Raw genomic sequence first — 12,436 nt, 5'->3', positions numbered from 1 at the left:
GCCAGCCATAGCGGCTGGCGATGAAGGTGATCAGCGGCAGGCCGACGGCGGCAGCGAGCGACCAGCCGAGAAAGATGTAGGCAATCGTGCTGCCGCGACGCTCCACCGGCACGATCAACGCCGCCGTACCGGCGGCCTGCGGCGTGTAAAGCGCGCCGACCGCGAGCATCACCAGGCGGATGACGAGGAGGCTCGCATAGTCGGGCGCAAAGGCCGAGGCCAGATTGCCAAAAGCGAGCACCGCCAGCGTCGTGGTGAGTAACGCCCGGCGCTCGATCCGGCTGGTGAGCCAGGCCGTCAGCGGCGAGCCGATGCAGAGGATGACAGCCCCGAAGGTGATCAGGAGCGCAGCCGCATGGATGCTGACGTCGAGCCCCGTCGCCAATTCCGGCAGCATGCCCGCCGGCGCCAGTACTGAGCAGCCGGTGACGAGATTGCCGAGCATCAGGGCGGTTGGCGCGAAACGGCCGGCGCGTGCATTTTCCATGCAAACGCATGTAGAGCCGCCTTGCGACCAGTTAAAGGGCGTTGCCCGGAATAGTTCGTGCAGCGCCTCCGCTTTTGCGCGCCGGTTTCTTGGAAATGCCGGATTGCGCAGGCCGACTCGCCTGATATATCGCTCGTTCCCGCTTACCTGCGCTCGTTCGCAGGAGTGAGCCTCAGGAGACATGCCATGACCGACCAGCCCAAGGACCCATCCAAGGACCAATCCAAGTCCGAGCAGCCCAAATCCGAATCCGGCTTCCAGTACAGCCTCAGCAATTTGAGACCCGTGACCCCACCGGAAAAAATCACCCTCACCTTCCCCGACGGCGCCCGGCGCGAATACGCCAAGAGCATCACCGGCCTCGAACTCGCCAAGGGCATTTCGCCGTCGCTGGCCAAGCGTACGGTCGCGATGGCGCTCGACGGCGTGGTCTCCGACCTCGACGATCCCATCGAAGCCGATGCCAGGATCGAGCTGATCAACCGGGACGATCCACGCGCGCTCGAGCTGATCCGCCATGACTGCGCCCACGTGCTTGCCGAAGCCGTGCAGACGCTGTGGCCGGGCACGCAGGTTACCATCGGCCCCGTGATCGAGAACGGCTTCTATTACGATTTCTTCCGCAACGAGCCGTTCACGCCGGAAGACTTTGCCGCGATCGAGAAGAAGATGCGCGAGCTCATCGCGCGCGACAAGCCTTTTACTAAGGAGGTTTGGGATCGCGAAAAGACAAAACAGGTATTCCGCGACAAGGGCGAGGCGTTCAAGGTCGAGCTGGTCGATGCCATTCCCGGCAACGAGCCGATCAAGATCTATTACCAGGGCGACTGGTTCGATCTCTGCCGCGGCCCGCACATGACATCGACCGGTAAGGTCGGCAACGCCTTCAAGCTGATGAAGGTGGCCGGCGCCTATTGGCGCGGCGACAGCAACAACCCGATGCTGACCCGCATCTACGGCACGGCATTCGCCAAGCAGGAGGACCTCGACGCTTATCTGAAGCAGATCGAGGAAGCGGAAAAGCGCGACCATCGCAAGCTCGGGCGCGAACTCGACCTCTTCCACTTCCAGGAGGAAGGTCCGGGCGTCGTGTTCTGGCACGCCAAGGGCTGGACCATCTTCCAGCAGCTGATCGCCTATATGCGACGCCGCCTGGCCGGTGACTATAGCGAGGTCAACGCCCCCCAGATCCTCGACAAGTCGCTGTGGGAGACCTCCGGCCATTGGGGCTGGTACCGCGAGAACATGTTCGCGGCGCAGTCGGCCGGCGAGGAGGCCGAAGACAAGCGCTGGTTCGCGCTGAAGCCGATGAACTGCCCAGGCCACGTGCAGATCTTCAAGCATGGCCTGAAGAGCTACCGCGACCTGCCGCTGCGGCTCGCCGAGTTCGGCGTGGTGCACCGCTACGAGCCGTCCGGCGCGATGCACGGATTGATGCGCGTGCGCGGCTTCACCCAGGATGACGCGCACATCTTCTGCATGGAGGATCAGCTCGCCGACGAGTGCCTGAAGATCAACGAGCTGATCCTGTCGACCTATGCCGATTTCGGCTTCACCGGCGATCTCACTGTGAAGCTGTCGACCCGGCCGGAGAAACGCGTCGGCACCGACGCGATGTGGGATCACGCCGAGCGCGTGATGGCGACGGTGCTGCGCGAGATCCAGTCGCAGAACAATCACATCAAGACCGAGATCAATCCGGGCGAAGGCGCCTTCTACGGACCGAAGTTCGAATATGTGCTGCGCGACGCCATCGGCCGCGACTGGCAGTGCGGCACCACGCAGGTCGACTTCAACCTGCCGGAACGGTTCGGTGCGTTCTACATCGACCACGACAGCGGCAAGAAGCCGCCGGTCATGGTGCACCGCGCGATCTGCGGTTCGATGGAGCGCTTCATCGGCATCCTGATCGAGCACTATGCCGGCAACTTCCCGCTCTGGCTGTCGCCGGTGCAGGTGGTGGTCACCACCATCACGTCGGAAGCCGACGAGTATGCCAAGCAGGTGCTGGAGCAGGTCCGGCGTGCGGGACTTCGAGCCGAGATCGACCTGCGCAACGAAAAGATCAACTACAAGGTCCGCGAGCATTCGCTCGCCAAAATTCCGGCACTGCTCGTGGTCGGCAAGAAAGAGGCCGAGACGCAGTCGGTCTCGATCCGCCGGCTCGGCAGCGACGGGCAGCAAGTGACGACGACGGTGGAAGCCATCGCCGCCCTCGTCGACGAAGCGACCCCGCCGGATGTGAAGCGGGCGCGTGGCGCGACCTGACATCTGAAATCGGTCTAAACTCGCTTTCGGTTGCGGGCGTGCATTCCTATGTGGGGACTGCACGCCCCACGACCAGCCGAAGAGGAAACCGCAGTGCCCGACGCCATCGAACTCCTGAAGACCCGCCGCTCGGTCAAGCCGCGCGAGATGTCCGGACCTGGCCCCTCCCCGGCCGAGCTCGAGACGATCCTCACCATCGGCGCGCGCGTGCCTGATCATGGCAAGCTCGCGCCCTGGCGCTTCATCATCTTCGAGGGCGATGCGCGCCAGCGCGCCGGCGAGGTGATCGCGAAGGTGTTTGCCCGGAAGAATCCCGGCGCGCCGGCGGCCGACGTCGAGACCGAGCGCAAACGCCTCACGGATGCGCCGCTGGTGATCGGCATCGTCAGCTTCACCAAACCGCATCCGAAGGTGCCGGCCTTCGAGCAGGAATTGTCGGCCGGGGCCAGCGTTATGAACATCGTCACGGCCGCGGCGGCGCTCGGCTACGGCGCCTGCTGGCTGACCGGCTGGTTCGCGTTCGATCGCGACGTGCTGGATGGCCTCGGCCTCAAGCCGGACGAGAAGCTCGCGGGCTTCGTCCATATCGGCAAGCCGACCAGGCCGAGCGAAGACCGTCCGCGACCGGTCCTTTCTGAAATCGTGACGCGATTTTAATCGAAGGCGTGTTGACGCCTTCGACGTCTTGCGGCTTTGATCCCGGCGAGGGAGGAAGCCCGGATGAAGCGTCGTGAATTTCTGGTCGGAGCCGCGCTGCTGGCCGGCACGATGGCGCGAAGCCGCGCCGCCGACGTCCCCGCGCCGTCGTCCGACGGGCTCGACCGTATCACAGCGTATTTCGACAACGAGGTGACGAATGGCCGGCTGCCCGGCGCCGTGGTGCTGGTCCAGCAGCACGGCAAGCCGGTCTATCTGAAGACTATTGGCGTGCGCGACACCAGGACCGGTCTCGCGATGACGCCCGATACGATCTTCGCCATCCACTCGATGACCAAGCCGATCACCTGCCTTGGCGCGATGATGCTGATCGACGAGGGCAAGCTCGCGCTCACCGACCCCGTGTCGAAATACGTTCCCCTCTTCGCCGACACCAAGGTGGGCCTCGAGGTCACCAATCCCGACGGCACGTTGCACCTGGATCTCGTGGCCCCGGTCCGTCCCGTCAACATCGAGGATCTGCTGCGGCACACCTCGGGCATCAGCTACGACTACATCGGCGGCAAATGGGTCGAGCAGGCCTACAAGGCCGCCAATATCTTCGAAGGTCAATTCAACAACAGGGAATTCGCCGAACGCATCGCAAGGCTGCCGCTGGCACGGCAACCGGGAACGCTGTGGCGCTACGGTCATTCCACTGACGTCCTCGGCAGCGTCATCGAGATCATCTCGGGCCAGACGCTGTACGAATTCCTCAAGCAGCGCATCTTCGATCCGCTCGGCATGAGCAGCACCAAGTTCGCGCTGGCGACCGAGGACGAGCTTGCGCGGATGGCGCGGCCGCTGCCGAACGACAACATCCTGCTCGCCGCCGAGCGCGAGCGCCTCGATCACCCCGAATGGCAGTCCGGCGGCGGCGGGCTGCTCTCGACCATCACCGACTACCAGCGATTCGCGCAGATGCTGCTCAATGGCGGCGAGTTCGACGGCAAGCGCTATCTGAGCCCCGCTGCCTTCAAGGCCATGACGACCGATCACGTCGGGCCGGGCTCGGGCGTCGGACGCGATTACTTCTATTTTCCGGGCGACGGCTTCGGCTATGGCTATGGCCTCGCGGTGCGGACCGATCCCGGCAACGCCAAACCGCCGCCGCCGGGCTCGCTCGGCGAGTTGAAATGGGACAGTGGCAGCGGCACCTATTTCGGCGTCGATCCCAAGCTCGACATGGTCTACCTGCTGATGCAGCAGACCCAGAACGAGCGCAGCCGCATCACGCCGGCCTTCAAGGCGCTGGTCTACGACTGCTATCCGTCCGAGTTACGCCGTCCGTGAATCTCGCTCGCCGAAATCGGCGAGCAGCTTTGCGATCTCGGCGGCGTATACTCCCATCATCCTCGTCATTGCGAGCGCAGCGAAGCAATCCGGACTGCCCACGCGGAAAGACTCTGGATTGGTTCGCTGCGCTCGCAACGACGGAGTCTGTGGGTGGAAGCGTCGCACTTTCATCGCATTCCGGATCGCAGACGCACCTTCGCATCCTCGCGGCTTGTTCGCCCGAGCTTTGCCTCGATGCCTTACCCTCAAATGAAAGAGGGCGCAGGGAGACCGGGTGCCGGCTGGCACCCGCGGTCCACTGTGCGAGATTGTCGTGAACAAAATTGCACAGCAGCATACAGGTGAAGCCAAAACATCCGGCCTTCCCTGCGCAGTGGCTTTACGGCTTATGTCGCGCTCTCCCCGGGGAGCGATGCACTATTGCCCCCGTCGCCTTGCGGATGGCTGACGCGTGCGCCCGGTTGGGCAACCCACATCACCGCAACGCTTGACGCACAGACCCCGGGCGTCAGGACCACACGATTTTGCCGTACGCCGATCACACCGGTCGTGTGCGCGAGGCCTTCGCTCACGGTTGCCCGCCCTGCGAAGCCGATCGCGCCGATGTGACTAACGTCCACCGCCGTCCGGCCCGCGTTCGTGACGATCGCGATACGCCCCTCTTCCTTGGGCCGGGTTGCGGCGACACATACGTCGTTTCCGAAATTCGGCAAAGCGGAATATTTTCGCGGCTCGCGTTGACCGACAATTTGGGTGTTTTGCCCGTCGGGCAACGCAAGGTCTTGTAGCCCGGATGAGCGAAGCGACATCCGGGATTCCGACCACGAGCTGTCCTGGGTATCGCTTCGCTCACCCGGGCTACGGGACTTATCGGACTGCACGCGCAGTCCCGACTAGTCCTCGCTGGACGTCGCCAAGCGGTTGCGCAGATGGGCCTGCGACAACAGAAAGAACAATGCGCGCTCGCCATGATATTTGGCGGACGGCCGAGTGCGCTCGAAGCCATCGGCAAATTTCTTGCCGGATTGGTCGCACACCTGCCACCGCCAGCCGAACCGCTTACGCCTGGTGAGGATCACTTCGAACATGCCGACGAGCTTGGTCCCCTGCTCCTTGCCGGTCTCGCAGACGCACGAGCCTGCTCCGGCCTCCCCCGTTGGAGTGATGTCCGACATATAACGCGGCAGGATGGAAAGCGAATAAAATTGATTATCGGAAATAGGTATCTTGCACCGGCTGTGAGGAAGTCGCGGCGCCGCTGGAATAAGCCGGCGGTGCCGGTGTTGATCGGTCCTGCTTGGTAGCGCTGCCAGAGCTGTTCAAATCGAAACGCCAACAATCGCAACAGCAAGCGGAGCAGCGGAAAGCATCTGCTTTCGCACACGGGACTGGCGGTAATGAGATATGGGAATCCATGCGCTGAATGAGAAGTGTTCACCAGGCACGAAGACCAGCGTCAGGCCGCATGCGGCATCACCGCTCAAGCACTACCGCGCGACGACCTCGACTTCGCCGTCGACGCCGTTGACGACATTGAAGCCGCGCTCGTAGACCTTGCCCTCGTTCTTGGCGATGGCGCGGTATTCGCCTTCGGAGAGCACGACGCGGGGAAAGGCGCCGATCGATTCCTTGATGACGTCGCCGCCCGGGGTCAGTACCGACCAGGCGGTGTTGGCGAGCGCCTCGCCGCCCCTGTCGCTGACGAGCTTGAGCGTGATGACGGCAGCGCGGTGGGTGATGGTGACGTCGGTGAGCTTGCTGGCCTGGACGCGGATGTCCGAGCGCACCACCGAATTGGCGTCGCCGTAATTCGAGATGATGTAGTAGGTGCCCTCCGGCAGCAGCACGACGTCGCCGGCGGCCACGTTCGGCACCAGGGAGGCGCGTTCGCCGGATTCGAACTGGCTGCCCTTGTAGATCGCGAACGAGATCTGGTTCTGCGGAATGCGACTGGTGCCGACGCGGCCCTCGATGCGCAAGCCGCCGGCGGGCAGCACGAAGGACTCGCGATCGGTCTCGGCTTTCAGGCTGACGGTGCGCACCGCGCTGACGAGGCCAAAGGCGACATGCACGACGTAATTGCCGGGCGGCAACACGATGTTTGGCGTGGCATTACGATCTTCGCGAATCAGCTTGAAGGTGCCGTTCTCGTCGGGACGATCGGCAAACACGCGCCAGACCAGGCCGCTGGTGATCGGCGGGGTGTCCTTGCCGTATTTCGCGGTCAGCGACAGCACGCCCTGTCCGGGCACCGCCGCGTTGAGCGGCGGGGCGGATGGCACAGTCGTGACCGCGGGCGGCGGCATGCTGGGCGTGGTCGGCTGCAACAGGGTCGGCGGCAGGCTCGGCGGTCCGGCACCCGGGCCGGAGGGCGGCGCCAGACTGACGGCACCGCCGGGATCGGGCACCGACGCGGGCGGCACCGGCGGCGGACGATCGGAGAAAAGCTGCGCCTGCGCAGCATTTTGGCCAAGAGTATAGAGGCAGGCAGCAAGGACCAGCACCGGCAGCAGCGATGTGCTGCGCCGCCATCCGATGATGCCGTCACCCCCGAGAGTCATGCCACCTGCTTTTCACCGAAAACGCGGCAAATTCAAGCCTCTGGATCCCCGAGAAATACGGCCAATACGGTTCTTTGGAACCCGGCTGACGCCTGCGTGATTACCCCAGGGGCACCCGTCCCTCGCCATACTCCTGCCCCGCGCGCTTCCCAAACCGGCATAAACCATGCTTCGGCCCGGTTCTGGCGGAGCGCGAGTGCGGTGCCTAGTCTGATGGCGGGTCCCGGCGTAGGAGAGTTTCGGTGCTGGACATATTGAAGGGTCGGGGTTCGAACAGCGATAAGGTCGGCGAGAAAGTCGGCTTGGGCAGCATCCGCCGGCCGGTCATCGGCCTTGCCCTCGGCGGCGGCGCGGCGCGCGGCTTCGCTCATATCGGCATTATCAGGACCCTGCTCGCCAACGGAATCGTGCCTGACGTCGTGGTCGGCACCTCGATCGGCGCAGTGGTCGGCGGCCTCTATGCGGCCGGCCGGCTCGATACGCTGGAAGAATGGGGCCGCAGCCTGCAAGGCATGCGCAACATCCTCGGCTATCTCGACATCCGCCTCAACGGCTCCGGCCTGATCGGCGGCGAGAAGCTGGCGACCCGGCTCGAGGCTGCCTGCGGCCAGAGCCAGATCGAGGATCTCCCAGTCAAGTTCGCCGCCGTCGCGACCGAGGTCCGCACCGGCCACGAGATCTGGCTGACGCGCGGCCGCGTAGTCGACGCGATGCGCGCCTCCTACGCGCTGCCCGGCATCTTCTCTCCGGTCCTGATCGGCGATCGCTGGCTGGTCGACGGCGCATTGGTGAACCCGGTGCCGGTCTCGGCCGCCCGCGCGCTCGGCGCGGAAATCGTCATCGCCGCAAATCTTTCCAGCGACATCTTCACCTATTCGACGACGGTCTATTCGCACGGCGCGATGCCTGAACCGGTGATCCCCGCGACCGAAGAGCCGGCGTCAAAGCGGCGCTTCCCGAGATTCTTCTCGCCTGAGAAGACGGTGAAGCGCGAGTTCTTCGGCGGCGGCAGCGCCCGGCCCGGCCTCTCCTCGGTGATGGTCGACGCTTTCAACATCATGCAGGACCGTATCACCCGGGCCCGCCTCGCCGGCGATCCGCCCGACATGCTGATCACACCGCGGATCGGCCAATTCGGCTGGTTCGATTTCCACCGCTCCGAAGACCTCATCGCGCTGGGCACCCGCGCAGCCGAGCGTGCGCTGGAGTCCATCCAGGAGGCAATCCACGAACTGGCGCCCGCGCCCGAGGGCGCCGCGCCCAAAGCCGACCAGCAGGCCTGATCAGGCGGTCTACTGATCAGGCAGTCTTGATGTAGTCGCGCAGAGCTTCCTGCTCGGCCTCGTATTCCTGCACCCGACGCTTGACGATGTCGCCGATCGAGATCAAGCCGACCACCTTGCCGTTGTCGACCACGGGCAGATGGCGGAACTTGCCGGTGGTCATCATCTCCATGAGTTCGGCGACCGTGTCGGTCTCCTTGCAGGTGACCACCTTGCGGGTCATGACCTGCGAGACCGGCTCCTCCAGCGCGCCGGCGCCGCGCTCGCCGATCACCCGGACGATGTCGCGTTCCGACAGGATGCCTTCCAGCCGGCTCTGGTTCATCACCAGCACCGCGCCGATCTTCTTGTCGGCGAGCAGTTTGACCGCGGCAGCCAGCTTGGCGTCGGGCTCGACGCTCATGATCTGGTGGCCCTTGGTGTTGAGAATCGAACGTACCGTCATTGTCGCCTCCCTGAATCGCAACCGTCCGCTGTTCGCGGTCCGGACTTGTTCTTCGAGTCTTCAACTAACAGTTTCAGCGCCGGTTTCACGTTCAGGCGCTTTGCGAAGCATCGCCGCTAGCGGCCTGTCGCTTCGGAACATTCTTCTCGGGAATGATGGATGAATTCGGGCGGCGCCGCAAGCGCCGCTTCAAATGCGGTCTGAAATGTCCCGTGATGACGCATCCGCAGCATCACTTCGCACGCGCGGCACCGGATCGAACAGCGCGAACAGCAACAGGCCGGCAAGGAAGCCGCCGATATGCGCCTGCCAGGCGACGCTCGTGGTCTCGCTGTCGACGCCAATCGCGCCGACGCCGAAGACGATGTTGACGCCGAACCACACCGCAAGAAAACCGAGCACCCGCCCGTCGCGCAACGCGCGCGACAGCGGCAGCGCCGGAACTCTTGCGGCGGTATCGGCATCCGATCGGCTGAACGACAGGAAGCTGCCGCGAACGAAGGCGAAGCGGATCGCCGCCGCCATCGCGCCGGACACCGAGGCCGAGGCGCCGATCATCGGCGCCACCGCGTGCTCATGGGTGACGAGATGGGCGAGCGCGCCGGCCGCCGCCGTCACCGCGAGGAACAGGAAGAACCTGATGGCGCCAAAGCGCCGCGCCAGCGCGCTGCCGAACGGCAACAGCCACAGCACGTTGAAGCCGAGATGGGTGAGATTGGCATGCAGAAGCGAATAGGTGACGAAGGTCCAGACCTTGGCGCCGGCTCCGCCGGGGATCTCCAGATTGAGCAGCGAGGAATCGTAGCGCTTGGGGATGAAGCCGAAGACGTCGATGGTCCAGTTCTCGAGCTCCGGCGGCAGCAGCACCCGCAGATGGATCACCGCGAGCAGGAGGATATAGGCGGTCAGCGCGAACGGCAGCGTCAGGATCGGCTCGCGCGGAGCCTCCTCAACGACGGCCGGCACCCCCAGCGAAGCATCTTGCGACGAAGGATCTTGCGGCGGAGAATTTGGCGGGAATTCCAAGGGCGGCTTCGCTTTCAGGCGCGATCGGAGCGACAGGCTTCACGACAGGCCTTGGAGATAGTCGCCTTTGCCCGCGCTGCGCAAGTGCACAAAAGGAAAAGGCAGGGCCCTGGGAAAGCCCTGCCTATCCGTGTCGGACTTCCGGTACCCAGAGAGACGGGAGTATCCCCACCCCTCCCCGCGGCCGGTGACCAAACTGTTTGACGCCTGTGTACAGGCCTCGCCGAGAACCTGGAGAAAAGCGGCGAGGCTTGCGACCGCGATCACCATAGCAGCGGGGCGGTGCACGGAAAGCGCATAGTTAATTTAACGTTAACGACGCAAAGGCAGCGCCAGGAGCACCGAAAATGCCGCTGCGGCATGGACGCTGCAAAGCCCCTCCTGCACAACAACACAGGGATCGCGGCTGCACTGAAGCGGGACAGGTTTGTCCCGCGAGGTTGCGCCCCGGGGTAAGCGTTCAGCCATGAAACATCCGTCGAGCCGCGAGTTCTTCGCATATTGGGACACCAAGCGGGGCACCGCGCGGGCCCCTGACCGGGCCGATATCGATCCGGCCGCCGTGCGCGGCCTGCTCGGTGACATCTTCGTGCTGTCCTGCGAGCCCCATCTCGGCTTTCCGTTCCGCGTCGCCGGCACGCGCGTCTGCGCCCTCGCAGGGCGCGACCTCAAGGATGCGAGCTTTGCGGCGCTGTTCAACGAGGCTAGCCGCCGCGAGATCGAGGAGATCACGACCATCGTCGCCGATGAGAGCCTCGGGGCAATCGCCGGCGTCACCGCCGCGCGCGAGGACGGCAGCAAGGCGTATCTCGAGCTGCTGCTGCTGCCGTTCAACGCCCGCCCGCATACACCGGTGAGCGTGACGGGCGTGCTCGCGCCGTTCGACGACGAATGCGGCGCGCTGGGCCCGTTCGCCCTCACCTCCTGGCGCTATCTGCACCAGCCGGAAAAACTGCTGCCGCGCGCGATCCGCAAGCTGCAGATCGCACGCGGGCTGATGGTCTATGAGGGGCTGCGCTAGCAGTGCACCGCGCTCACGGCATCGCCAGATGCCAGGCGCCGTTCAGAAAGCCGTCGCCGGTGACGTCGCCGGGCTTGGTGTCCTTGGCAAAGGTGTAGAGCGGCTTGCCCTTGTAGGCCCACTGCTTCGAGCCATCGTCGCGCGTGATGACGGTGTAGCCGTCGGCGGCGGCATCGCTCGCCTCGGCCTTCAGCACCGGCCAGTTGGTCGCACACGGACCATTGCAGGCCGACTTGCTGTCAGCATCCTTGTCGAAAGTATAGAGCGACATGCCCTTGGCGTCGGTAAGCACGTTCCCTTTGTCGGTCTTGCCGGTCTTGGTCGGCGGTGCCGCGAAGGCAGCGGGAAGCAGCGCCAGCGATATTGCGAGCGTGAGCGCGAGGCGGATGGATGACGTCATGGTCTCTCCTGTCAGGCAATGGGCTTGCATGGGTAGGACGCCGCGCGAGCCGTCGTATTCCTGAGATCGCGGCAAAGATATTTTTCGCTGCAAGCCTCGTCGCATCGGAATAAACTGGGATGATGGAGATGGACGACGGATCGACATGAGCAAGCCGCATTGGCGTCCCGCCCGCGCCTCCGATCTGCCGGCGATCAGCAAGATCGCAGCGCAAATCCATCCCGATCTGCCTGAACGCCCCGAGGTGCTTGCGGAAAAGATGCGGCTCTATCCCTATGGCTGCCGCGTGATCGTCGCGGACGACGGGATCGTCGGCTACGGTCTGGCGCATCCCTGGATGCAGCACCGGATTCCGCCGCTCGACGGCTTCCTCGAGCAATTGCCCGGCGATGCGGATTGCCTCTATTTGCATGACATCGCGGTGCTGCCCGACTTTCGCGGCGGCGTCGCGCGCGACTATGTCGTTGCGACCGAACAGCTCGCGCGCGCGTCAGGAATCGCGACGCTCGCATTGGTGTCGGTCTACGCCACGCGGCCGCTGTGGGAGCGTCTCGGCTTTCGGCCGGTCACGGCGGATGCGGAGCTGCGGGTAAAGCTCGCGACCTACGGCGACAGCGCAACCTACATGCTGCGCGATCTCGCTGCTCACACCTGATTTCTGAGACGATGCCGCCGGCGCAATCCGGCGGCATCATTGCCGTCCGCGCTGGGCAGCGCCAGTCAGGCGCGATGCTTCTTTTTAGTCTTCGGCTTCTTCCCGGCGGCGCCCTTCTCAGACCACGACGTGACCGAGGGCTCAGCGTGGCCCGGCTTGTTCTTGTGCTTTTTCTTCTTTGCGAAGGAAGGAGCATCGTCGAATTTCGGTGTGCGTTCGCCGTACGGCTTTTCGTGCGGTTTACCGTGTGGCTTGCCGTGAGGTTTGCCTTGCGGTTTAAACCCGTTCGGCTCGCGCG

Annotated in this window: 12 protein-coding genes and 1 pseudogene; 6 read left to right on the top strand and 7 right to left on the bottom strand. The window is 64.4% G+C overall.

Annotated features, from left to right (window positions below; translation table 11 throughout):
- The coding region (locus tag IVB32_RS16455) for an MFS transporter (RefSeq protein WP_247410751.1) at window positions 1–487 on the bottom strand (487 nt) is incomplete at its 3' end.
- A 186-nt stretch (window positions 488–673) separates the two neighbouring features.
- Between IVB32_RS16455 and thrS the strand changes: the two genes are divergently transcribed.
- The 3 genes from thrS to IVB32_RS16440 all read left to right on the top strand — a co-directional run bounded on the left by thrS (window position 674) and on the right by IVB32_RS16440 (window position 4,744).
- Entirely contained in the window at window positions 674–2,755 is a 2,082-nt protein-coding gene (gene thrS / locus IVB32_RS16450; protein ID WP_162496534.1) for a threonine--tRNA ligase, read from the top strand.
- Window positions 2,756–2,848: 93 nt separating this feature from the next.
- Entirely contained in the window at window positions 2,849–3,412 is a 564-nt protein-coding gene (locus IVB32_RS16445) for a nitroreductase (protein WP_018455367.1), read from the top strand.
- A gap of 63 nt (window positions 3,413–3,475) precedes the next feature.
- Window positions 3,476–4,744, top strand: coding sequence for a serine hydrolase domain-containing protein (locus IVB32_RS16440; protein ID WP_085351139.1), 1,269 nt, complete (start codon window positions 3,476–3,478; stop codon window positions 4,742–4,744).
- Between the two features lie 896 nt (window positions 4,745–5,640).
- On the opposite strand, the gene IVB32_RS16435 is transcribed toward IVB32_RS16440, so the two are convergent.
- The gene (locus IVB32_RS16435; protein ID WP_018455363.1) at window positions 5,641–5,922 is read right to left on the bottom strand and encodes a hypothetical protein; all 282 of its coding nucleotides are present in this window, start codon (window positions 5,920–5,922) and stop codon (window positions 5,641–5,643) included.
- Window positions 5,923–6,234: 312 nt separating this feature from the next.
- Window positions 6,235–7,308 carry a hypothetical protein gene (locus IVB32_RS16430; protein ID WP_204511590.1) on the bottom strand — a complete coding sequence of 358 codons (1,074 nt, stop codon included), beginning with the start codon at window positions 7,306–7,308 and terminating at the stop codon, window positions 6,235–6,237.
- Between the two features lie 242 nt (window positions 7,309–7,550).
- On the opposite strand from IVB32_RS16430, the gene IVB32_RS16425 reads away from it, so the two are divergent.
- Window positions 7,551–8,591, top strand: a complete 1,041-nt coding sequence (locus IVB32_RS16425) for a patatin-like phospholipase family protein (RefSeq protein WP_085361736.1) — start codon at window positions 7,551–7,553, stop codon at window positions 8,589–8,591.
- A gap of 16 nt (window positions 8,592–8,607) precedes the next feature.
- On the opposite strand, the gene IVB32_RS16420 is transcribed toward IVB32_RS16425, so the two are convergent.
- Window positions 8,608–9,036, bottom strand: a complete 429-nt coding sequence (locus tag IVB32_RS16420; RefSeq protein WP_085351136.1) for a CBS domain-containing protein — start codon at window positions 9,034–9,036, stop codon at window positions 8,608–8,610.
- Window positions 9,037–9,225: 189 nt separating this feature from the next.
- On the bottom strand, window positions 9,226–10,002 hold the full coding sequence (locus tag IVB32_RS16415; RefSeq protein WP_018455359.1) for a rhomboid family intramembrane serine protease: 777 nt from the start codon (window positions 10,000–10,002) through the stop codon (window positions 9,226–9,228).
- Window positions 10,003–10,528: 526 nt separating this feature from the next.
- Between IVB32_RS16415 and IVB32_RS16410 the strand changes: the two genes are divergently transcribed.
- The gene (locus IVB32_RS16410; protein ID WP_085361735.1) at window positions 10,529–11,083 is read left to right on the top strand and encodes a PAS domain-containing protein; all 555 of its coding nucleotides are present in this window, start codon (window positions 10,529–10,531) and stop codon (window positions 11,081–11,083) included.
- A 13-nt stretch (window positions 11,084–11,096) separates the two neighbouring features.
- On the opposite strand, the gene IVB32_RS16405 is transcribed toward IVB32_RS16410, so the two are convergent.
- Window positions 11,097–11,483 (bottom strand): hypothetical protein, encoded by a 387-nt coding sequence (locus IVB32_RS16405; RefSeq protein ID WP_204511591.1) that lies wholly within the window; start codon window positions 11,481–11,483, stop codon window positions 11,097–11,099.
- 145 nt (window positions 11,484–11,628) lie between these two features.
- Here IVB32_RS16405 and IVB32_RS16400 point away from each other — a divergent pair, with 145 nt between their 5' ends.
- Complete coding sequence (locus IVB32_RS16400; RefSeq protein WP_247335658.1) at window positions 11,629–12,138, top strand: GNAT family N-acetyltransferase; 510 nt, start codon at window positions 11,629–11,631, stop codon at window positions 12,136–12,138.
- A 65-nt stretch (window positions 12,139–12,203) separates the two neighbouring features.
- Here the strand turns inward: IVB32_RS16400 and IVB32_RS16395 are convergent.
- Window positions 12,204–12,436 (bottom strand): annotated as a pseudogene (locus tag IVB32_RS16395) (DEAD/DEAH box helicase); the annotation flags it as partial.

It is taken from the genome of Bradyrhizobium sp. 23, assembly GCF_023073295.1.
In the GTDB taxonomy this organism is placed as follows: Bacteria; Pseudomonadota; Alphaproteobacteria; order Rhizobiales; family Xanthobacteraceae; genus Bradyrhizobium; species Bradyrhizobium canariense_D.
Note: the sequence above shows the minus strand (reverse complement) of the source record. Positions and strands in the feature narration are given on the sequence as shown.

What these genes read in the sequence shown, in the direction of transcription:
- thrS (WP_162496534.1), top strand. Translation starts at nt 674, where the DNA reads ATGACCGACCAGCCCAAGGACCCATCCAAGGACCAATCCAAGTCCGAG.
- IVB32_RS16440 (WP_085351139.1), top strand. Translation starts at nt 3,476, where the DNA reads ATGAAGCGTCGTGAATTTCTGGTCGGAGCCGCGCTGCTGGCCGGCACG.
- IVB32_RS16435 (WP_018455363.1), bottom strand. Translation starts at nt 5,922, where the DNA reads ATGTCGGACATCACTCCAACGGGGGAGGCCGGAGCAGGCTCGTGCGTC.
- IVB32_RS16430 (WP_204511590.1), bottom strand. Translation starts at nt 7,308, where the DNA reads ATGACTCTCGGGGGTGACGGCATCATCGGATGGCGGCGCAGCACATCG.
- IVB32_RS16420 (WP_085351136.1), bottom strand. Translation starts at nt 9,036, where the DNA reads ATGACGGTACGTTCGATTCTCAACACCAAGGGCCACCAGATCATGAGC.
- IVB32_RS16410 (WP_085361735.1), top strand. Translation starts at nt 10,529, where the DNA reads ATGAAACATCCGTCGAGCCGCGAGTTCTTCGCATATTGGGACACCAAG.
- IVB32_RS16405 (WP_204511591.1), bottom strand. Translation starts at nt 11,483, where the DNA reads ATGACGTCATCCATCCGCCTCGCGCTCACGCTCGCAATATCGCTGGCG.
- IVB32_RS16400 (WP_247335658.1), top strand. Translation starts at nt 11,629, where the DNA reads ATGAGCAAGCCGCATTGGCGTCCCGCCCGCGCCTCCGATCTGCCGGCG.